This window comes from Marinobacter sp. F3R08 (genome assembly GCF_018860425.1).
Taxonomy (GTDB): domain Bacteria; phylum Pseudomonadota; class Gammaproteobacteria; order Pseudomonadales; family Oleiphilaceae; genus Marinobacter.
In genome coordinates this window covers 133,207-153,397 of sequence record NZ_JAHKPI010000020.1, presented here as the reverse complement: position 1 = coordinate 153,397, position 20,191 = coordinate 133,207, and the positions used below count along the sequence as shown (strand labels likewise).

The following is a 20,191-nucleotide window of genomic DNA, read 5'->3' as shown; positions in this document are numbered from 1 at the left end:
TGATCCGGCGCCGGCCTTTTATTTGCAAGCCTTATCCGGAAGCTTTCCATGTTAGCGTTTTTGGTTCAGCGAATTTCCCAGGCATTTCTGGTCATGTTCGTGATCAGTGTTATCGCCTTCGCCATTCAGGATGGTCTCGGAGACCCGCTTCAGGAAATGGTGGGTATGTCTGTCTCCCAGGAGGAGCGGGAAGCCATTCGTGAGGAACTCGGGCTGAATGACCCGATGGTGGTGCAGTACCTGCGTTTTGCGGGCAATGCCCTGCAGGGTGATCTGGGAAACTCCTATTTCTACAGCAAACCGACCCTTGAGGTGATCGCCGAGCATCTGCCGGGAACCCTGGAGCTGGTGATCGGTGCCAGTCTGATTATCGTGTTTTTGTCCGTGCCCATCGGTGTGTATGCCGCTATCCGACCGCAGGCATGGTTATCCAAATTCTTTATGGGTGTCAGCACCGTGGGAATTTCCATCCCGGTTTTCCTGACGGCCATTGTGTTGATTCAGCTGTTTTCCATTGGTGTGACGGTGAGCTGGTTCCCGTCTGACACCGGCTGGGGGCAGTGGCTGAATGATTTCTTTAGCACCGAGGGTGGCTTACCGTCCTATGGGCGGGGTGACGACCTGATCCACCTGTTCGGTACCTGGGAGTCGGGCTTTTTCTCCAGCGGGGGTCTCATGCACCTGGTCCTGCCGTCGGTGTCGCTGGCTTCGATCATGTTGCCGCTGTTTATCCGGCTGATCCGCGCCGAGATGATGGAAGTACTGCAAAGCGATTATGTCCGTTACGCCCGTGCCAAGGGCCTGAGCGCCGGGCGCATCAACTTCCTGCATGCCCTGAAAAACACCATGCTGCCGGTGATCACCGTCGGTGGTGTACAGATCGGTATCATGGTGGCCTACACCATTCTCACGGAAACCGTGTTCCAGTGGCCCGGCGTAGGGCTGATGTTCCTGGAAGCGATTACCCGCAGTGACATTCCACTGATCGTGGCCTACCTGATGGTTGTGGGCCTGATCTTCGTGGTCACCAACACTCTGGTGGACCTGATCTACGGACTGGTTAATCCCACCGTCAAACTGACAGGAAAGAAAGCATGACAACGGCAACGGTTTCCCGCTGGGACCGCTTCCGCGAGTCCTTCTTCTGGTACAGCTTCAAACGCGACAAGGTAGCGATTGTCAGCTTTTCCGTGCTGCTGCTGATGGTCCTGGCCGCGGTATTTGCGCCATTGCTGGCTCCGGCAGACCCGTACGATCTGGCGCAGATCAATATCATGAACTCCGAGCTGCCCCCGGTGGGCATGAGCGGTGCGGACCCGGCTTTCCCGCTGGGTACGGATGCCCAGGGCCGGGATCTGCTGTCCACCATTCTTTACGGTACCCGGGTGTCCCTGATGATTGGTTTCGGGGCAGTGGTGCTGCAGGCTTTTCTGGGGATTCTCTTCGGACTGATGGCCGGCTACCTGGGCGGCAAGGTCGACGCGGTACTGATGCGCATCGCCGATGTTCAGCTGTCATTCTCCACGTTGATGGTGGCGATTATTGTCGGTGCCGTGTTCAAGGCCAGTTTCGGTAACCTGATGTTCGGTGAGATCGCCATCTACATGCTGATCTTCATCATCGGTGTCGCAGAATGGCCCCAGATTGCCCGAACCGTGCGTGCCTCGGTGCTGGCGGAGAAAAAGAAGGAATACGTCGACGCCGCGAAGGTGATGGGTTTTGGCACCCGCCGGATCATGTTCCGGCACATACTGCCCAACACCCTGTCGCCGATCTTCGTCATTGCCACCGTGCAGATTGCCAATGCCATTATTTCCGAAGCGGCCCTGTCGTTCCTGGGGCTTGGCATGCCGGAAACCCAGCCCTCCCTGGGCTCGCTGATCAAATCTGGCTTTGATTACATCCAGAGCGGCTCCTGGTGGATCACCCTGATCCCGGGCCTGGTGCTGGTGGTGCTCGTGCTGGTCATCAATCTGTTGGGTGACTGGTTGCGGGATGTGATGAACCCACGGCTGTACAAGGGGTAACACCATGGCACTGTTGGAAGTAAAAGATCTGGATGTACGTTTTGCCGTGCGTGGTGGTGATCTGACCGCGTTGCGAGGCATCAGCTTCAGCCTGGACAAGGGCGAGCGGCTGGGACTGGTAGGGGAGTCCGGTGCCGGTAAATCGGTGGCGGCCTTTTCCATTCTCAACCTGATCGCCCAGCCTGGCTATATCGCTGGCGGGCAGATCCTGTTTGAAGGCAAGGATCTGGCGGCCATGAGCGAGCGGGAGCTGCGCAGGATCCGCGGCAATCGCATAGCGATGATTTTCCAGGATCCGATGATGACGCTGAACCCCGTGCTTACCATCGGCACCCAGATGGTCGAGTCTATCCTGGCGCACCGGAGTATCAGCAAGAAAGAAGCGCGGGCGATTGCCCTCGACCGACTGCAGAAGGTGCAGATTCCTTCGCCGGAGAAGCGCCTGGACCAATACCCCCACGAGTTGTCCGGGGGCATGCGTCAGCGGGTAATTATCGCCATCGCGTTGTTGCTTGATCCGGAGATCATCATTGCCGACGAACCAACGACGGCACTGGATGTGACCATTCAGGCGGAGATTATGGATCTGCTGTTGAACCTGTGCGAGCAGGAAAATGTGGCCCTGATGTTGATTACCCATGATCTGGGTGTGGTCTCCCAGGTTACCCAGCGGATGCTGGTCATGTATTCCGGGCGCATCATCGAGCAGGGCCCGACCCGGGAAATCATCAACGATGCCCAGCATCCCTACACCCAGGGCCTGATCAATGCGCTGCCCCAGATGGGTGAGCCGGGAGAGCGGCTCTTTCAGATACCCGGTTCCATGCCGTCATTGAAAAACGTGCCCACAGGCTGTCCGTTTCACCCCCGCTGCAACTTCGCCACCGAGCAATGCAAACAGTCGATGCCGGAGTATGTGCGCTCGGGTAACGTGAGTGTCGCCTGTTACGAAGTTGCCAATCTGATTGAGCAGGAGAAACGCATGCAGGAGGCGGAATCATGACCTCCCCGTTGGTAAGTATTCGCGGCCTTGAGAAACGCTTTGACCTGTCTGGCAGCTTGCTGGAGCAGATTACGTTTGAGGGCGGTCGTTTTCGTCGCAAGCAGGAAGCCGTGCACGCCATCAATGGTGTCGACCTGGATGTGCACAAAGGTGAGGCGCTGTGTGTTGTGGGTGAGTCCGGCTGCGGCAAATCGACGGTAGCCCGTACCGTGATGGGGCTGCTCTCGCCCAGTGCCGGAGAGATCCACTACGACGGCCAGCGTATCGATAACCTTGAGCGCAAGGACTCGCTGCCGTTTCGGCGCAAGATGCAGATGATCTTTCAGAATCCTTATGCCTCGCTGAACCCGCGTATGACGATCCAGCAGACCCTGGAAGAGCCGATTCGTTTCCACCATCCGGATTGGTCGCAGTCCCGGATTCGCGACAAGATCCAGGAGGTGATGCAGTCGGTGGGCATCGACCCGGACTGGGGCAGTCGTTTTGGTCATGAGTTTTCCGGTGGCCAGCGCCAGCGGATAGCCATTGCCCGGGCACTGGCCGTAGATCCGGAGTTTATCGTTGCGGACGAACCCATTTCTGCCCTCGATGTCTCCATCCAGGCGCAGGTTCTGAACCTGCTGATGGATGCTCAGGAAAGCCGGGGGCTGACGTACCTGTTCATTACCCATGATCTGGCGGTGGTGGAGCATTTCGGCACCCGGGTGGCGGTGATGTACCTTGGGCGGGTCTGCGAGCTGGCGGACACCAAAACACTGTTTGCCGCTCCGAGACATCCTTATACCCAGGCGTTGTTGTCTGCCATTCCGAAACTGGAAGATGATCGGCCCAATCACATCCGTCTGAAAGGTGAAGTGCCCACGCCTGTGAACCTGCCTTCAGGGTGCGTGTTCCATGGTCGTTGCCCCTATGTCAATGAGCGCTGCCGGCAAGAGGTGCCGCAACTGATAACCACCGATAGTGGTACTCAGGTTGCCTGCCATGCGGTGGAAGAGGGCCGGTTGTAACGGTGGCGGTGCGATGGGCTATGATGCCTTCAACAGAACTCGCTTCGATACAACATTCTACCCTCAGGGGACTCCATGGAAGTACGCTGGTTGGAAGACTTTCTGGCGCTGGCTCGAACGCGCCATTTCTCACGTGCTGCCGAGTTGCAGCATGTGAGCCAGCCTACGTTCAGCCGCCGGATCAAGCTGCTGGAAGAAGCCATGGGCAGCACTTTGATCAATCGCCAGACCCTGCCACTGTCACTGACACCGGCGGGGGAGATTTTCCGGGAGCTGTGTGAGCGGGTCACCCGGGATGTCCGGGATACCCGTGAGCGTGTTTCTGCGCTTGAGGCAGAAGCCTCTGCGCGGATCAGCGTTGGCTCCACTCAGGGCCTGTTCTCCCACTTCTACCGGGGCTGGGCCAAGGACACGGGTATCGCTGAACGTCTCCAGCTGAACCTTAATGCCACCAGCTGGGTCGGCGAACAATTCCTTGAAGCTCTGGACAGTGGCGAGTGTGACCTCGTGCTGTGCTACTGGCATACCGACCTGCCGTGGCGTGGGCGGTTGGCGGCAGACAGCTATGAATGGCTGGTGCTGGCCCGTGAATCGCTGGTGCCCGTCAGTGTCGTTGACGATGACGGGCACCCACGGTTTGCATTGCCGGGTGGCCCGGATCAGCCGGTACCTCTCATCGCGTATCACAGGCGTGGTTTCCTTCAGTCGGCGATTGAAGGCCATCTGGTGCGGCGCAAGCTCACGGCCAATCTGTTGCCCCTGAATGAAAATACCCAGTCGGCCAGCATCAAGGCGCTGGTCAAACAGGGGTTTGGTATGGGCTGGCTGCCCAGGCGCATGACGGAAAAAAGTGAGCAGTTTGGCAGTCTGGTACGGGCGGGTGATGAAAGCTGGGACGTGCCGCTGGAAATCCGCCTGATCCGGCGGAGGGATGCCCGCTCGGACGATCTTTTGACGCTCTGGAAGAAACTGGAAGATGTTTATGCCTCATGATGCCCTGCTGGCGCTGCAGACGGATCACCTTAAAGAAATACAGCTCCGATACGAATTGGCGTTGGCCGCACATGGTTTCGACAGTTTGCTGATCGCATCCGGCGCTGCTCCGTACCGGTATGGCGATGATCAGGCCTGGCATTTTCAGGGCTATGGCCCTTTTCTGCACTGGACAGGACTGGCCGGCCGCGAGCATTGCTGGCTTTTGATCAGGGCAGGGCATAAGCCTGTGTTGTGGTTGTTTGAACCGGTGGACTTCTGGCACGCGAGTCCGTCATTGACGGAAGAGCCGTGGCAAGATTTCATTGACGTTCGCAGCAGTGCCTCCCCGAAAGCCCCGGTGCTGGAGCATTCGGGCAAGCTGGCTGTCATTGGTGATCCGGTCGTGATCGAAGGTGTCACGGGAGAAGCAAATCCTGAGGGGTTGCTCAGGGAGCTGGATGAAACCCGTGTGCGCAAAACCCAATACGAAATCGAATGTCTCGCGCAGGCCAATAGACTGGCATTGAACGGTCATGCTGCGGCCCGAGAGGCGTTTCTCGACGGTGAAAGTGAGTTCGGTATCAATCTGGCCTATCAGCAGGCGACTGGTCAGCGCGAAGCCGACGCGCCTTACCCGAGTATCATCGGTCTGAACGAACACGCAGGGATTTTGCATTATCAGTACTTCGATACTCGGCCTCGGGGACAGCCCCGGAGTCTGCTTATCGATGCTGGCGTCCGTTTTCGCGGCTATTGCTCTGACATCACACGCACCACCGCTGGACCTTACGAGGAGCACTTCGCCGCCCTGATTCAGGGGCTTGAGCGATTGCAGTTAAGGCTCTGCGGCATGGTGGCACCTGATGTAGATTACATCGACATACATCGTAAGACCCATCAGGGCATTGCGGCCTTGCTATCCGCGACCGGGCTGGTGTCGAACCTGGACGACAGGGATATTGTCGAGCAAGGTATCACCCGGGTTTTCTTTCCACATGGCATCGGTCATTTTCTGGGGGTTCAGGTTCACGATGTGGCCGGAAAGCCAACGCCGCCCCCGGAAGACTCGCCTTTCCTTCGTCTGACCCGCAGGCTGGAGCCCGGAATGGTGGTGACGATCGAGCCTGGACTCTATTTCATTCCCTCGTTATTGGATCCCCTGCTGGCGGGGGAATTGGGCCAGTACCTGAACCAGCCGCTGATCAGCAGGCTGAGAGGTTGTGGTGGCATCCGCATTGAGGACAACCTTGTGGTTACGGAAGACGGTTCCCGGAATCTGACCCGTGAGCTGTGAGCTCGAATCACAAATCGTTGCACAGATTTAAATCAGCGGGCTTGCATTTCGTGATGTTAATGACAATAATTATCAATACCTTTTATTGTCATGGGTGAGACATTGCTATGTACGTTTGCCTTTGCCACGGCGTAACCGATCGCGAAATTCGGGAAGCGGCTGATAACGGCGTTTCCTCAATGCGCCAGCTCGGAAAGGAGTTGGGTGTAGGAACCCAGTGTGGACGCTGCGCCTGCACTGCCCGGGAAATCCTGCGTGAGTGCCGTGCGCCTGACTATCTGGCCATGGCCAATATGCTGGCGCAGCCTGCATAACCGATTTGATTTTTCGTTTCTGTTTTTCTCTCGCCTGATAAGGGGCTATCCTGAGAGGCTGATTCATCCAGCCATCAGGGAGCCCGACTATGAAAGGCGACAAAAAGGTAATCCAGCACTTGAACAAGGTCCTCGGCAACGAGTTGACCGCGATCAACCAGTACTTTCTCCATTCCCGCATGTACAAGGACTGGGGTATCTGCAAACTGGCGGACAAGGAGTACGAAGAGTCCATCGATGAAATGAAGCACGCAGATCAACTGATCGAGCGTATTCTGTTTCTCGAGGGTCTGCCCAATCTTCAGGATCTCAACAAGCTGCTGATCGGAGAGAATGTTGAGGAAATGATTTCCTGCGACCTCAAGCTGGAAGAGATCGCTCACGCTGACCTGAAAGCAGCCATCGCCTACTGTGAAGAGATCCAGGATTACGCCAGCCGTCAGCTGTTCCGCAGTATTCTCGATAGCGAGGAAGAGCACATTGACTGGCTGGAAACTCAGCTGGAAATGATTTCCCAGATGGGCATCCAGAATTACATCCAGCTTCAGTCATCTGCCGCGGAGTAACTTCAGACAATGGACCTGTCCTGCTTTAAAGCCTACGACCTGCGTGGCCGCGTGCCGGATCAGCTGAATCCGTCGCTGGCTGAAAAAATCGGGCGCGCTTACGTAGAAATCACCGGCGCAAAAAAAGTGATCGTCGGTTACGACATTCGCCTCTCCAGTCCGGATATCGCCGAAGCGCTGAGTTCCGGTTTGATGGCGGCTGGAGCGGATGTTTTCGATATCGGCCTGTGCGGTACCGAGCAGGTGTACTTTGCCACCAGCCACTACAAGATGGATGGTGGCATCATGGTCACCGCCAGCCACAATCCCAAAGACCACAACGGTATGAAAATGGTCGGCCCTGAATCCAGGCCGATCAGCTCCGACAACGGCCTGAACGATATCCGTGACAGAGTGCTGGAGCCTTTTTCAGACGCGCCCGAACAGGGGCGTTACGAAACCCTGGAGGCGATGAGCGCTTACATTGACCATCTGTTGGGCTATGTGGATGCGACATCTCTGACGCCGATGACCATCGTGGTTAACGCAGGTAATGGCGGCGCTGGCCTGGTGATTGATGAGCTTGAACGGCATCTGCCGTTCGAATTCGTGAAGGTACATCATCAAGCCGACGGCCATTTTCCAAATGGCGTTCCCAATCCCATCCTTCCGGAAAATCGCGCAGCCACCGCCGATGCCGTTATCAGGGAAGGGGCTGCCATGGGCATTGCCTGGGACGGCGACTACGACCGATGCTTTTTCTTCGACGAGAACGGCCGCTTCATCGAGGGCTACTATATTGTCGGTCTGCTGGCCGACCAGTTCCTGCGTAAAACCGGCGGCGGCAAGGTCATTCATGATCCGCGTCTGACCTGGAACACGCTCGATCTGGTTGAAGCTGCCGGTGGCGAAGCCATAGAAAGCAAAACCGGTCACGCCTTCATCAAACAGAGAATGCGGGATGAGGACGCCGTCTACGGCGGTGAGATGAGTGCCCATCACTATTTCCGTGATTTCGCCTACTGCGACAGCGGCATGATCCCCTGGCTGCTGGTCGCCGAACGTCTTTGTCAGTCTGGTCAGACCCTGTCATCCCTGATTGACGCCCGAATCGAGGCCTACCCGGCCAGTGGCGAAATCAATCGCACCATCAATGATCCGGCGAGGGTCATTGCAGCGATTGAGGCCAAATACGCCATCGGCGCGAAGAGCGTCAGCCACGTAGACGGTGTCAGCATCGAGTTCGACGACTGGCGCTTCAACCTCCGGATGTCCAACACCGAACCGGTTGTGCGTCTGAACGTGGAGTCGAGGGCGGATATTCCGTTGATGGAAGAAAAAACGGAAGAATTGCTCGCAGAAATGCAGAGGTTGAACGAAGAGGGTTAGCACTGCAGCCCGGGGCCGGTCGGCCCCGGGCTGCAGTGTCAAGGCAAGGTCAGAGCCAGTCGTTCAGCATAATCCCCACACCAAACCGCTGGATCCGGTGGTTATAGTCGATCAGGCTTTCTCCATAGCCGTTGTAGTACTGGAAGAAGCCCTTGATCGTATCTCCCATCGGAAAACTGTAGCCGAACTCCACTGACGTTTTGTTGTCATCGGATCGCAGGTTATTCATCAGGCGCAATGAAAACGTTCGGTCCTCGCTCAGCTTGTAGACCGCATAGTAGTTAGCGTGCCCCAGATAGCGCTCGATATCCTCGTTGTCATCATTGTTGTTTTCCGGAATCCGGTACCAGGGTTGAACCATGAAAAGCCAGCGATCATAGCTGTAGGCTGCGGACCCCATAATCCGGTTCCAGCTGCGGGATCGGGGCTCTGATTGTCCGTTGGACTGGTGGTTGAAACCGATAGTGAGGGCATTCAGGCGACCCGGCCCGAGGTCCCAGTCAACTTGATATCGGGCAAATATCTCGGGTTCATAGTTGGTTTCTCTGAACGGCGCCGAATCGTCCTGGTTGTAGACTTGCCAGAATGACGTCTGCGTATAGCCAAACCAGAGGGTTGTTCGATCATCCAGAATTCCGGTCAGCAACGGAACCTTGAAGCTGATCTGGTACTTGGCCTCTTCACGTTCCAGTTCATAATCGTATCCCGTGGCGCCAAGTCGGGGACTGAGTGGTGTGTCGTTCGGGTCTTTCACCCAACTGGCTGGCAGGATGTAGGTGGGGCGATGCCCGACGAAACTGCCGGAGAATGAGAATATGGCCTTTTCTGCCGCCACGTAGCGGTCGACCAGGGCCGCCATCACACCTGAGTCAGGATCACCTTCCGAGCCATTGCCGGCAATGGCATCGATGTCCTCTCCGTTCGGCGCCAGTTTCGCCACGCTCTCCTCGGCTTGTTCTTTGGCACTTTCGGAGGCCTGGGCCTGGCGCTCTGCCGGCTTATAAAAATTGTCGAAGCAGGCCAGTCGTTTAATTCCGTCGGCAATCAGCGCACATTGGTCGGGCGAATCGATGGCTGGGGGCTCGTTGGTCTGCGCCACCACCGTGAGGGGCAGCGACAGCAGCAAAGAGATCGTGATAGGTGCCGTTGGTGGCGCCGAGACCTGTGAGGATGTCATGATCAATGTATCTCCTAGCTGGCGGTCAGACTGAACCAGGTGTTGGCAATGCTGTAAATCCATACGCCGACCAGGGTGACGGTCAGAAGCGAGAAAATGACTTTGTGGCGAAACTGGTTTCCGCTCTCTGTGGACGCAATCCAGCGGAGGTACATCAATCCGATAAAACTGAGAAAGACTCCCAGACTGGCGAAGGCCGGGATCAGTAACCAGGCGGCACTGATTGTTTGACCTTCGTTGGTCTGACTGGAAAACCATCCCATTGATGCGAGCAAAACAGCGAGCGCCGTAAATTCAGTGATCAGCAGTGGTTTGCGCAGGGGATGAGGGGAAGTCGGTTCCGTATTCGTCATGGAAACAGGTCCTGAATGTTAAAACGTCGGCAAACGCCATGGTAACCGGATTGTCCGGGAAACACTCTTCGACTTACGAAATCGCAACTAAAATGGTTGAAATCAATTTATGATTTTGCTGTTTGGTTTTTTTGCCAGGTTTCAGTCGCTATAATGCGGCAACCGAAGATTATAACGCTCAAATGCGAGGTGCATTGTGAAGATGAAGAGAGTCCTGGCTGCAGTATTAGTCGGTTTCGGCCTGACAGCTGGCGCCGTATTGGCAAGTGTCGAAGATGAAATCCGTGCACGTATCCAGCCGGTGGGCGAAGTATGTCTGCAGGGTGATGAGTGTGGCAGTGCCGCTGCTCCGACCGAAACGGCCAGTTCCGGCCCTCGTTCAGGTAGTGAAGTTTATGATGCGGTCTGCATGGCGTGTCATACCACCGGTGCTGCTGGTGCACCTGTGATCGGCAATACGGATGCCTGGGCGCCTCGTATCGACAAGGGCCTGGAGACTCTGGTCAGTCATGCCCTTAATGGCTTTAACGCCATGCCTGCCAAAGGCGGCTGTGCGAACTGCGCCGATGAAGAAATTCAGGCCGCTGTCGAGCATATGGTCGCAGAGAGTCAGTAAGCTGAGTCTCTGAATACAAAGCCTCCGGACTCCGGGGGCTTTTTTGTATCTCCGGTGCGCAAGGGTTTCAGCGCTTGGGCAAAGGCCGCGGTTTAGAGGCCGAGGTCGCCAATCAATGCGCTGAGCGTTGCCTTTCCTTTTTTCTGGTTGGCTTCGACATCCAGATCGCCGGTACCCTCCCATTTAAGGTCTTCCTCCGGAAGTTCATCCAGGAATCGGCTCGGAATTGTTTCCAGCTTTTCCCCGTACTGTTTGCGGGTGGCTGCGTAGGTCAGGGTGAGTGTTTCCCGGGCCCGGGTGATGCCCACGTACATCAGGCGACGCTCTTCCTCGATATTGCCTTCCTCGATGCTGCTGCGATGAGGCAGGATTTCTTCCTCGAGCCCCATTATGAAGACATGGGGAAACTCCAGGCCCTTGGAGGCGTGCAGGGTTAGCAGCTGGACCTTGTCGCTGTCGTCATCCTCTTCCCGTTGTTCCATCATGTCCCGGAGGATCAGTTTGGTGATGGCATCTTCAATGCCCAGCTCATCGGCCGTGCCCTTGCCATCGTCGAGCATGCGCTGGATCGATTCCACCAGGTACCAGATGTTCTCCATGCGCCGCTCGGCCTGCTTTGGCGTACCGGAGTGCTGGTGCAGCCACTCTTCGTATTCGATGTCTGTAAACAGTTGCTTGATAACGGGAATCGGATTCTCGCTGTGCAGTCGTTCACAGGTCGCGTCTACCCAGTGAGCAAAGCGCCTTAGCCGGTCCAGGCCCTTTTCAGTGACATGGGTCTCGGCGCCCATGTCGCCCAGTGCCTTGAACAGGCTGACATTCCGGGAGCGGGCATAGTGGCTGAGCTGCTCAAGGGTACGCGGGCCGATTTCCCGGCGCGGCACGTTGACGACCCGCAGGAAGGCGGCGTCGTCATCCGGATTGATCAGTAGGCGCAGGTAAGACATGGCATCCTTGATCTCGTTCTTCGAGAAAAAGGACTGGCCTCCGGAGATGCGATAGGGGATCTGATAGGCCTGCAGTTTCATTTCCAGCAGCCGGGCCTGGTGATTACCCCGGTACAGTACGGCAAAGTCCCGGAAGTCGAGGCCTTTTTTCAGCTTCTGATCCAGAATCTCGGTGGCAACCCGGTCCGTTTCAGCGTCCTCGTTTCGGCACCTGACAATCCGGATTTCCTCGCCGATGGTGTGATCACTCCACAGGGCCTTTTCAAACGCGTGGGGATTGTTGGCGATCACAGTGTTGGCGCCACGCAGGATTCGGGCGGTGGATCGGTAATTCTGTTCCAGTTTAACGACCTTCAGGCTTGGGAAGTCTTCCTTGAGCTGTGCCAGGTTTTCCGGTCGGGCGCCGCGCCAGGCATAGATCGACTGGTCGTCATCGCCCACCACGGTAAAAGCCGCCCTCTCTGCCACCAGCAGCTTCACCAGTTCGTACTGACACACGTTGGTGTCCTGGTACTCATCCACCAGCATGTAGCGGATTTTACGGCGCCATTTGGCGAGAACGTCTGGCTGTGAGCGGAACAGCATGACCGGCAGCAGGATCAGGTCGTCAAAATCGACCGCGTTGTACGCCTTGAGGTACTCGTTGTATTGCTTGTAGATGATCGCAATGCGTTGTTCCCGCTCATCGGCGGCCTTGCTCAGGGCTTCTGCCGGGCCGCGCATGGCGTTTTTCCACGACGATATGGTCATCTGGATATCGTTGAGCTCATCACCAGCCTCGGCACTGGCCTCCCGGAGCATCAGATCCTGCATCAGGGCTTTGGCGTCTTCGGCGTCGAAAATGGAAAAGCCGGGGTGGTAACCGAGATGGGTGTGCTCCTCCCGGATCATGTTGAGGCCAAGGTTATGAAACGTGGATACGATCAGCCCACGGGTCAGCTTCCGGTCAACGATCCGGCCAACCCGCTCCTTCATTTCCCGGGCAGCCTTGTTGGTGAAGGTGACGGCAGCAATATGACGCCCGGGTATTCCGAGTTGCTCGATAAGGTAGGCGATCTTGCGAGTGATCACGCTGGTTTTTCCGCTACCGGCACCTGCGAGTACCAGCATGGGGCCATCGGCATAGCGGACTGCTTCGCTTTGTCTCGGATTGAGCTTGTTCACAAATAAGTGGCCAGACCGGAACGAAATGGGGATAAAGGACGTGAGGGTATTCTACACCAGACAGAGTTGGTGTACCTTGGAGATCTATCGACTATGATTAACAGAATGGAATCGGTTGTTCACGCATAAATGGATCCTGCTTGATGACATTGCCACTGGAAACCATGAGGCCAGGAGAGTTAGGCCTATTGGTTCTGACACCAGATTACGCGGATTTTCTCTGGCTGAAAGCGCTTCTGGCGTATGACGTCGAACTCAGTGCGGACGTTACCTGGTGTCCTGATCTGGTTGACTGCGACGATCTGATCCGTAATGCCAGTTTTGATGTTGTCGTCTGGGATTGCGTGTTTCATGCCGGGTCCGAAGCCTCTTTCCTGCAATACCTGGCTGTCGCCGGCAGTGAAAAACCCGTATTGGCCCTGAGTGCCGAGCATTCTCGCGAACGTGCGCCCGACCTGCTCGCGGCTGGTGCGGCGGATTACCTCTGTCGTCAGAACCTGGATCAATGGAGTTTCTGTCGGGCTATCAAATGCCTCTGGTATCGGGATCGGTTGTCCGAATCCGCTCACGGTCAACTGGGTCGTGAGGTTGCCTCCGGCTTTATCAACCGGGATCTGTTCTTCGATCGTCTTCAGCAAGCACTTTTGCGGGCTGAGCGCGCGAGCCACCGACTGGCGCTGTTGCATCTGAATATTGATGATTTCCGCAGCATTAATGAATCGTTCGGCTACCAGAAAAGCGACCAGTTGATGATTAAACTGGCCGAACGACTCCGGAGTTCCCTCCGGCGCGTCGATTCGCTGATGCGTATCGGGGGAGACGAACTGGCCATTATCATTGAAAAGGTCGAGGATTCCCTGGATATCACCCAGATTATCCGCAAGGTGGTCAACGCCCTTGATGAGCCGGTTACGATTGATGGCCAGACGGTGGTCGTCAGTGCCAGTCTCGGCGTCGCAACCTATCCGGAAGCTGGCGACAGCCCCGAAAATCTCCTGCGCCGCGCCAACCGTGCCATGTTTGAAGCCAAGCGTGATCCGGGTACCAGTTATCGTTTCTACGACCGGCAGTTACATATTTCTGCGGGTTACCAGCTCCGGCTGGAAGCTGATCTGCGCAACGCGCTCCGGGCCAATGAACTGGAACTTTACTACCAGCCCCGGATCGATCTGGCTACCGACGAGCCCCGGGGTGTTGAGTGTCTGCTGCGCTGGAATCATCCGGAACGTGGGTTGGTGGGGCCAGACGAATTCATTCCGGTGGCCGAGCGTAGCGGGCTGATTGTGCCCATCGGTTACTGGGTGATCGAGCAGGCCTGTAAGCGCCTGCAGGAGTCATCCGAACTCGGGTTTCCAGGTCTGGTGTTTGCCGTCAATCTGTCGTTCCGCCAGTTTCACGACCGCAAGATGACCGAAACCATTTTCAGGATTATCTTCAACGCTAACGTGGATACCAGTCTGCTGGAACTGGAGCTGACCGAGAGTGCCATGATGCATGATCCGGAATACGCCCAGCGCTGCCTGCGGGAACTGAACCAGTTGGGCATCAGTTTTGCCCTTGATGACTTTGGCACCGGCTTTTCCTCTCTGAGCAATCTCCAGCATCTGCCTATTTCTCTGGTGAAAATCGATAAGTCATTCGTTCAGGAGCTCGGTAATTCGGCAGATGCAGAGCACATTATCCGGGCCATTATCAGTCTGGCGCACAGCCTTCAGATCAGCGTGGTTGCAGAAGGCGTTGAAACCGAAGGTCAGCTGGAATTTCTGCGCCAACAACATTGTGATGAAATCCAGGGTTACTACTACGCCAGACCCATGCCCTGGGCGGATCTTGTGCAATTCCTGAACAAGCGGGGTCAGGCCGCTTGCCTGCAGCAGTAACCCGCTGTACCTTTGCTGGTTTATTAGCAAAGCATCAGACAGAGGTTGCATGAACAGTATCTCCAGGCGTATCGCCGACGAGCTCGGTGTCCGCGAGCAACAGGTTAATGCCACCGTCGCCCTGCTCGACGAGGGTGCTACCGTCCCGTTTATCGCCCGTTACCGGAAAGAGATCACAGGCTCGCTGGACGATAGCCAGCTGAGGAACCTGGAAGAGCGTCTGCGTTATTTGCGGGAACTGGAAGACCGCCGTGCCACCATCCTCAAGAGTATCGAAGAGCAGGGTAAGCTGACCGATGAACTCAAGGCCAGTATTGGTGAAGCGGATACCAAGAACCGTCTGGAAGATCTCTACCTGCCTTACAAGCCCAAGCGCCGGACCAAGGCACAGATTGCCCGGGAAGCGGGCCTGGAACCTCTGGCCGATGCCCTTTATGAAGACCCCACGCTAGATCCCGAGGCCACCGCCCAGGCTTATCTGAATAAGGATGCTGGCGTGGAGGACACCAAGGCTGCGCTGGACGGTGCCCGTTACATACTGATGGAGCGCTTTGCCGAGGACGCCGAACTGCTGGGTAGCCTGCGGGACTTCATCTGGCAGGAAGGGCAGCTGAAAGTGACCGTGGTCGAGGGCAAGGAAAACGAAGGTGCCAAGTTCCGGGATTATTTCGACCATGTGGAGCCTCTGAAAAAAGTGCCTTCTCACCGTGCCCTTGCCATCCTGCGGGGCCGGAACGAAGGCATCCTTGGCTATACCATTGTGGTTGGTGATGCTGAAGACGATCGTCGGGCACCCCATCCGGCAGAGCAGCGTATTGCTGCGCGCTGGAATATCCGCGACAACGGCCGCGCTGCCGACAAGTGGTTGTCGGAAGTGGTGCGCTGGACCTGGCGGGTTAAGCTTTCCACCCAGATTGAAACCGATCTGATGGCTCAGGTGCGTGAGGCTGCGGAAACCGAGGCCATCAACGTGTTTGCCGCCAACCTTAAAGATCTTCTGCTGCTGGCGCCGGCCGGCCCGCGCCCGACTCTGGGGCTGGATCCTGGGCTGCGAACCGGCGTCAAGGTGGCCGTTATTGACGGCACCGGCCAGGTTGCCGGGCATGGTGCCATTTTCCCGCATGCTCCCCAGAACCAGTGGGACCGCTCTATCGAACAGCTGGCAGTCTGGTGCCGCGAATATCAGATCGAACTGGTCGCGATTGGCAATGGCACAGCGTCCCGGGAAACCGAGAAGCTGGTCGCCGACCTGAGCAAGCGTTACCCGGAACTGAAGCTGGCCCGCATTGTGGTCAGTGAATCGGGTGCTTCGGTCTACTCGGCCTCCGAGTTTGCCTCCAAAGAACTGCCGGATCTGGATGTCACCATCCGTGGCGCAGTTTCCATTGCCCGCCGGCTGCAGGACCCATTAGCCGAGCTGGTAAAAATCGAACCGAAATCCATCGGGGTGGGGCAGTACCAGCATGATGTATCCCAGGTGCAGTTATCCCGGAGCCTCGATGCCGTGGTGGAAGACTGTGTAAACGGCGTTGGTGTGGATCTGAACACCGCGTCCGCGCCATTGCTGGCCCGGGTGTCTGGCCTGAATCAGACCATTGCCCAGAACATTATCGAGTTCCGTAATCAGAACGGTATATTCCGCAACCGCAAGCAGCTGCTCAAGGTCACCCGGCTCGGGGACCGCACGTTCGAGCAGGCTGCAGGCTTTCTGCGCATTGCCGGTGGCGAGAACCCGCTGGACCGGTCCTCTGTTCACCCGGAAGCCTATGGTGTGGTTGAGGCCATCGCAAAGCGGAATAACCGCAAGGTGGACGACATAATCGGGGACGCCGCTTTTCTTCGTGGTCTGAATCCGCAGGATTACGTAACAGAACAGTTCGGTTTGCCGACGATCAAGGACATCATGTCGGAACTGGAGAAGCCGGGCCGTGATCCTCGCCCGGAGTTCCGGTTTGCCAGCTTTGAGGAGGGTGTTGAAACCCTCAGTGATCTGAAGCCGGGTATGGTGCTGGAAGGCTCGGTGACCAATGTCACCAACTTCGGAGCCTTCGTGGATATCGGGGTTCATCAGGACGGTCTGGTACACATCTCCGCGCTGTCCCACACCTTTGTCAAAGACCCTCGCGAGGTGGTCAAGGCCGGGGACATCGTCAAAGTGAAAGTGATGGATGTGGACATTCCGCGCAAGCGAATTGCCCTGACCATGCGAATGGATGATCAGCCGGGCGAAAAAAATGAAGGCAAGCCAATGGCTGCCAATCGCTCCGGAGCCGGCCGCAAAGCGAGTAACCGGAACGACAACAGTGGTAGTTCCGGACAGAAATCTCAACAAGGTGCCATGGCGGGCGCGTTGGCTCAGGCGCTTGCTTCGGCGCGCAAGGGCAGCCGTTAAAGGGTTTACAATCTTTTCACCGGTCGGTTTATGCTCACAGGGCGAAAAACCGGCCGCAGCAGGAGTCGACCATGGCTGAATCCCGCCATTCCGTATTTCGTCAGTTCGCTGCCAGCGACTGGGATGGATTTCTTAAAGGTGTCGAAAAAGAGGGGTTGCGGGTGGATCGCAACGGCTTCGTTGCCCAGACCCCGCATCCGGAAGCTCTGGGTTCGGCGCTGACGCATCCGAGAATTACCACGGACTATTCGGAAGCCTTGCTTGAACTGATCACTCCTGTGTTCAACAGCACAGAAGGCATGCTGAAGTCGCTTCGGGATACCCATGCCTTTGTACAGCAGAACCTTGGCGATGAGGTTTTCTGGGCCGCCAGTATGCCCTGCGAGCTGGACGGGGATCAGAGTATTCCTATCGCAGAGTACGGAAGTTCTAACATCGGCCGCCTGAAACACGTTTACCGGCAAGGCCTGGCAGCGCGTTACGGGCGCATGATGCAGAGCATTGCGGGCGCTCACTATAACTTGTCGTTACCCGACAGCTTCTGGGAAAAGTGGCAAGAGTTGCTCGGTAACGAGGACAGTCTGAAGGATTTTAAATCGGACCAGTATTTCTGGCTGATTCGTAATTTCCGTCGCCGAAGCTGGCTGCTGATGTTGCTGTTTGGTGCCTCACCGGCGCTGGATGCCAGCTTTGTTGCTGGAGTCAGCCACGATCTCGATCGATTTGACGAGCGCACCTGGCACGGTGAATACGCCACCTCTTTGCGTATGGGTGATCTGGGTTATCACAACAACGCGCAGGCGTCCCTGAACATCTGTTTCAACGAGCTCAGTACCTACACCCAGACTCTGGATCGTGCCATCCACACCACCTGGCCGGCCTATGAGGCCATTGGTACCCGTCGGGGTGAGCAGTTTATCCAGATCAATACCAGCATCCTGCAAATCGAGAATGAGTACTACAGCGCTGTGCGCCCAAAACGTACGACTCAGCGGGAGGAGAAACCCATTCAGGCTCTGGAGGCCCGAGGGGTAGAATACATTGAGGTTCGATGTCTGGACCTTGATCCTTTCTCCCCGGTTGGCGTGAATGAGGCGCAGGTCGACTTCCTGGATCTGTTCCTGCTGGATTGTCTGCTATCCGATTCTCCTCGTATTGGCGATGAAGAGTGCGAGCGCCTCGATGATAACTACAAAGACGTGGTTGCCAGCGGGCGACATCGCGAATTAACGCTCTGCCGTGGTGGGCAGCGAACGCCGGTTTCAGAAGCTGCGAACGACATTCTGTGTCAGCTGGAGCCGCTCGCAGAGTTGCTTGATAGCTGGCGGGGGGATGATACCTACCGGCGCGCCCTTGCTGCGCAGCAAGGAGCCTTGACGGGGGAGTGGACGGTGCCATCTGTCCGGGTGCTTGATGCGATGCGTTCCTCCGGTATGGGACATCGGGAGTGGGGGATGGAGATGGCGCGTCAGCATCAGAACAGCCTTCGGGAGGAAGGCCTCGACGCCGATGTTCGTCAGGCGTTTAGCGCCATGACTGCCGAGTCTCTGTCCGAGCAGGCACAGATGGAGAATGGTGAAACTCTGCCATTCAGTGAATTTCTGGAACAGTACTTGCGCTCCTGAGCGCTGAATCGGATCAGGGTCGCAGGAACCTGCGGACCTGACTCACAGAAACCGAACAAAGAGTTGTCTCCCTCCGATCCGGCTGTTAATTTTTGTGTCAACAGGATCGGGAGAGATCGTTATGGCAAGGGATATCAAGCTCGGCTGGAGTGCGGAAGCGCTGAACAAGGCTTACCGCCAGGGCTACATGGCTGCCAACATGGGTATGGAAAAAGCCCGCTGCCCCTATCGGGGTGAGGTCGTCATTGCGGCCTGGGAAGCTGGCTGGGATGATGCCGATCAGGCGGCCCGGGATGACCGGGACCAGGCAAACGATCTGTTTTCACAGATCGCCTGATGCAATGCCCGGTTTGAGTCTTACTTCTGCACCACGAACTCCGTAAACAGGACACCGGCAATGTTCTCGCCGGTTTGCTGTTCCTCCAGTACCGCATTAATCCGCTGTTTGGCTTCCTCTCGCAGAGCTTCCTGGCCTTCCATTGACGTGAGGCGGTCGGTGTCGGTCTGCTCGCCGAACAGCATCACCAGCTCGTGCCTCAGACGTGGAATGTGAGCTTCAATGGCAGGCCGGGCGCTGGCGCTTTTGGCTCTCAGGCTGATGGTGGCCTTCAGGTAAGTCGGTTTGCTGCCAGGGGAGCCCACATGGGTCACGAAGGGCGGATCCATGCTGATATAATCGGTCACTCCACTTTCTTGCTCGGCCACTTCCTCTTCGGTGCTTTCCTCGCCCAGAGAAACGGCTGGAAAAGTGATCATGACAAATAAAAGGAATAAAAGCGTCAGGGCAGATTTTGGCTGGCGTGTCATAGGCTTGAAGTTGGTCGTGGTTTAGGGTTTAGTGATTGGCTCTGTGTCGAGAATAGCAGGCCCGGTGCCCGCTTGCAGTTTCAATTCACAATTCGAGGTGTTCTTTTGACCCGCAGATGGCTTTTCGGACTTATTTTCCTTGTGTGTGCTGCACTTCTGGGCGTGGCGTTTTATATGGAGCATGTGATGGGGCTGGAGCCCTGCCCATTATGCTGGTTGCAGCGTTTCGGATTCATGGGCGCCGGTCTGGTGAGTTTTCTGGCCTTTCTCCAGGGTCCCAGAGGATTCGGTGTCCGTATCTATGGCTTTTTTCTGATGCTGACGGCTGGCGCCGGTTTGGGCGTTGCCGGGCGGCAACTGTGGTTGCAGAGCCTGCCGGCGGATCAGGTGCCTGCGTGCGGACCCTCGGTTGACTACATGCTGGAAGTCCTGCCCTGGTTAGACGTCCTTTCTACCGCGCTCAAGGGCACCGGAGACTGCGCCGAAGTGGTGTGGCGGTTCCTGGGGCTGAGTATCCCGGCCTGGACGGCTGTGTTTTTTGTGCTGCTGGTCATTGTCGGTCTGATTCTTATGTTCCGCGGGCAAAATTCCCGGGAGTGGATCCAGAGCTGAAACGGTTGCGGGGGACAGCAGCCATGGGGTAACTTGATTCAGACGTAATACGTTTCAGAGCAGA

Annotated in this window: 19 protein-coding genes; 15 read left to right on the top strand and 4 right to left on the bottom strand. The window is 56.7% G+C overall.

The features are described 5' to 3' along the window. The first annotated feature begins 48 nt into the window (after positions 1–48). The 9 genes from KO499_RS13060 (at position 49) to KO499_RS13020 (ending at position 8,554) form a co-directional block, all read left to right on the top strand. Complete coding sequence (locus KO499_RS13060) at positions 49–1,098, top strand: ABC transporter permease (RefSeq protein WP_215984193.1); 1,050 nt, start codon at positions 49–51, stop codon at positions 1,096–1,098. Beyond that, a complete protein-coding gene (locus KO499_RS13055) occupies positions 1,095–2,027 on the top strand; it encodes an ABC transporter permease (RefSeq protein ID WP_215984192.1) in 933 nt (310 codons plus the stop codon). Before KO499_RS13060 ends, KO499_RS13055 begins: the two co-directional genes overlap by 4 nt. 4 nt (positions 2,028–2,031) lie before the next feature. Next, the gene (locus tag KO499_RS13050) at positions 2,032–3,030 is read left to right on the top strand and encodes an ABC transporter ATP-binding protein (protein WP_215984191.1); all 999 of its coding nucleotides are present in this window, start codon (positions 2,032–2,034) and stop codon (positions 3,028–3,030) included. Continuing rightward, on the top strand, positions 3,027–4,037 hold the full coding sequence (locus KO499_RS13045; protein WP_215984190.1) for an ABC transporter ATP-binding protein: 1,011 nt from the start codon (positions 3,027–3,029) through the stop codon (positions 4,035–4,037). The genes KO499_RS13050 and KO499_RS13045 overlap by 4 nt, the downstream gene beginning before the upstream one ends. Before the next feature lie 75 nt (positions 4,038–4,112). Next, positions 4,113–5,030 (top strand): LysR family transcriptional regulator, encoded by a 918-nt coding sequence (locus KO499_RS13040; RefSeq protein ID WP_215984189.1) that lies wholly within the window; start codon positions 4,113–4,115, stop codon positions 5,028–5,030. Next, on the top strand, positions 5,020–6,306 hold the full coding sequence (gene pepQ / locus KO499_RS13035) for a Xaa-Pro dipeptidase (RefSeq protein ID WP_215984188.1): 1,287 nt from the start codon (positions 5,020–5,022) through the stop codon (positions 6,304–6,306). Before KO499_RS13040 ends, pepQ begins: the two co-directional genes overlap by 11 nt. A gap of 107 nt (positions 6,307–6,413) precedes the next feature. After that, on the top strand, positions 6,414–6,620 hold the full coding sequence (locus tag KO499_RS13030; protein WP_215984187.1) for a bacterioferritin-associated ferredoxin: 207 nt from the start codon (positions 6,414–6,416) through the stop codon (positions 6,618–6,620). A gap of 89 nt (positions 6,621–6,709) precedes the next feature. Next, positions 6,710–7,186, top strand: coding sequence for a bacterioferritin (gene bfr / locus KO499_RS13025; RefSeq protein WP_215984186.1), 477 nt, complete (start codon positions 6,710–6,712; stop codon positions 7,184–7,186). 9 nt (positions 7,187–7,195) lie between these two features. After that, the gene (locus KO499_RS13020) at positions 7,196–8,554 is read left to right on the top strand and encodes a phosphomannomutase (RefSeq protein WP_215984185.1); all 1,359 of its coding nucleotides are present in this window, start codon (positions 7,196–7,198) and stop codon (positions 8,552–8,554) included. 49 nt (positions 8,555–8,603) lie between these two features. Here the strand turns inward: KO499_RS13020 and KO499_RS13015 are convergent, their stop codons facing one another. Next, positions 8,604–9,731 (bottom strand): phospholipase A, encoded by a 1,128-nt coding sequence (locus tag KO499_RS13015; RefSeq protein WP_215984184.1) that lies wholly within the window; start codon positions 9,729–9,731, stop codon positions 8,604–8,606. 14 nt (positions 9,732–9,745) lie between these two features. Next, positions 9,746–10,084 (bottom strand): hypothetical protein, encoded by a 339-nt coding sequence (locus tag KO499_RS13010; RefSeq protein ID WP_215984183.1) that lies wholly within the window; start codon positions 10,082–10,084, stop codon positions 9,746–9,748. Positions 10,085–10,286: 202 nt separating this feature from the next. Here KO499_RS13010 and KO499_RS13005 point away from each other — a divergent pair, with 202 nt between their 5' ends. Next, positions 10,287–10,700, top strand: a complete 414-nt coding sequence (locus KO499_RS13005) for a c-type cytochrome (protein WP_215984182.1) — start codon at positions 10,287–10,289, stop codon at positions 10,698–10,700. Between the two features lie 92 nt (positions 10,701–10,792). On the opposite strand, the gene rep is transcribed toward KO499_RS13005, so the two are convergent. Continuing rightward, positions 10,793–12,811, bottom strand: coding sequence for a DNA helicase Rep (gene rep / locus KO499_RS13000; protein ID WP_215984181.1), 2,019 nt, complete (start codon positions 12,809–12,811; stop codon positions 10,793–10,795). Between the two features lie 143 nt (positions 12,812–12,954). Between rep and KO499_RS12995 the strand changes: the two genes are divergently transcribed. The 4 genes from KO499_RS12995 (at position 12,955) to rmf (ending at position 19,045) form a co-directional block, all read left to right on the top strand. Next, positions 12,955–14,691 (top strand): putative bifunctional diguanylate cyclase/phosphodiesterase, encoded by a 1,737-nt coding sequence (locus KO499_RS12995; protein WP_215984180.1) that lies wholly within the window; start codon positions 12,955–12,957, stop codon positions 14,689–14,691. Positions 14,692–14,740: 49 nt separating this feature from the next. Beyond that, on the top strand, positions 14,741–17,083 hold the full coding sequence (locus tag KO499_RS12990) for a Tex family protein (RefSeq protein ID WP_215984179.1): 2,343 nt from the start codon (positions 14,741–14,743) through the stop codon (positions 17,081–17,083). A 71-nt stretch (positions 17,084–17,154) separates the two neighbouring features. Beyond that, the gene (gene gshA, locus KO499_RS12985) at positions 17,155–18,708 is read left to right on the top strand and encodes a glutamate--cysteine ligase (protein ID WP_215984178.1); all 1,554 of its coding nucleotides are present in this window, start codon (positions 17,155–17,157) and stop codon (positions 18,706–18,708) included. A 121-nt stretch (positions 18,709–18,829) separates the two neighbouring features. Further along, the gene (gene rmf / locus KO499_RS12980; protein ID WP_215984177.1) at positions 18,830–19,045 is read left to right on the top strand and encodes a ribosome modulation factor; all 216 of its coding nucleotides are present in this window, start codon (positions 18,830–18,832) and stop codon (positions 19,043–19,045) included. Positions 19,046–19,065: 20 nt separating this feature from the next. Here rmf and KO499_RS12975 read toward each other — a convergent pair whose 3' ends face one another. Further along, on the bottom strand, positions 19,066–19,515 hold the full coding sequence (locus tag KO499_RS12975) for a flagellar basal body-associated FliL family protein (protein WP_215984176.1): 450 nt from the start codon (positions 19,513–19,515) through the stop codon (positions 19,066–19,068). A 105-nt stretch (positions 19,516–19,620) separates the two neighbouring features. Between KO499_RS12975 and KO499_RS12970 the strand changes: the two genes are divergently transcribed. Next, complete coding sequence (locus KO499_RS12970) at positions 19,621–20,127, top strand: disulfide bond formation protein B (protein WP_215984175.1); 507 nt, start codon at positions 19,621–19,623, stop codon at positions 20,125–20,127. The last annotated feature ends 64 nt before the right edge of the window (positions 20,128–20,191 follow it).

Excerpts from the sequence above, each read along its gene's own strand:
- KO499_RS13060 (WP_215984193.1), top strand. The coding sequence starts at position 49 with ATGTTAGCGTTTTTGGTTCAGCGAATTTCCCAGGCATTTCTGGTCATG.
- KO499_RS13055 (WP_215984192.1), top strand. The coding sequence starts at position 1,095 with ATGACAACGGCAACGGTTTCCCGCTGGGACCGCTTCCGCGAGTCCTTC.
- KO499_RS13050 (WP_215984191.1), top strand. The coding sequence starts at position 2,032 with ATGGCACTGTTGGAAGTAAAAGATCTGGATGTACGTTTTGCCGTGCGT.
- KO499_RS13045 (WP_215984190.1), top strand. The coding sequence starts at position 3,027 with ATGACCTCCCCGTTGGTAAGTATTCGCGGCCTTGAGAAACGCTTTGAC.
- KO499_RS13040 (WP_215984189.1), top strand. The coding sequence starts at position 4,113 with ATGGAAGTACGCTGGTTGGAAGACTTTCTGGCGCTGGCTCGAACGCGC.
- pepQ (WP_215984188.1), top strand. The coding sequence starts at position 5,020 with ATGCCTCATGATGCCCTGCTGGCGCTGCAGACGGATCACCTTAAAGAA.
- KO499_RS13030 (WP_215984187.1), top strand. The coding sequence starts at position 6,414 with ATGTACGTTTGCCTTTGCCACGGCGTAACCGATCGCGAAATTCGGGAA.
- bfr (WP_215984186.1), top strand. The coding sequence starts at position 6,710 with ATGAAAGGCGACAAAAAGGTAATCCAGCACTTGAACAAGGTCCTCGGC.
- KO499_RS13020 (WP_215984185.1), top strand. The coding sequence starts at position 7,196 with ATGGACCTGTCCTGCTTTAAAGCCTACGACCTGCGTGGCCGCGTGCCG.
- KO499_RS13015 (WP_215984184.1), bottom strand. The coding sequence starts at position 9,731 with ATGACATCCTCACAGGTCTCGGCGCCACCAACGGCACCTATCACGATC.
- KO499_RS13010 (WP_215984183.1), bottom strand. The coding sequence starts at position 10,084 with ATGACGAATACGGAACCGACTTCCCCTCATCCCCTGCGCAAACCACTG.
- KO499_RS13005 (WP_215984182.1), top strand. The coding sequence starts at position 10,287 with ATGAAGAGAGTCCTGGCTGCAGTATTAGTCGGTTTCGGCCTGACAGCT.
- KO499_RS12995 (WP_215984180.1), top strand. The coding sequence starts at position 12,955 with ATGACATTGCCACTGGAAACCATGAGGCCAGGAGAGTTAGGCCTATTG.
- KO499_RS12990 (WP_215984179.1), top strand. The coding sequence starts at position 14,741 with ATGAACAGTATCTCCAGGCGTATCGCCGACGAGCTCGGTGTCCGCGAG.
- gshA (WP_215984178.1), top strand. The coding sequence starts at position 17,155 with ATGGCTGAATCCCGCCATTCCGTATTTCGTCAGTTCGCTGCCAGCGAC.
- rmf (WP_215984177.1), top strand. The coding sequence starts at position 18,830 with ATGGCAAGGGATATCAAGCTCGGCTGGAGTGCGGAAGCGCTGAACAAG.
- KO499_RS12975 (WP_215984176.1), bottom strand. The coding sequence starts at position 19,515 with ATGACACGCCAGCCAAAATCTGCCCTGACGCTTTTATTCCTTTTATTT.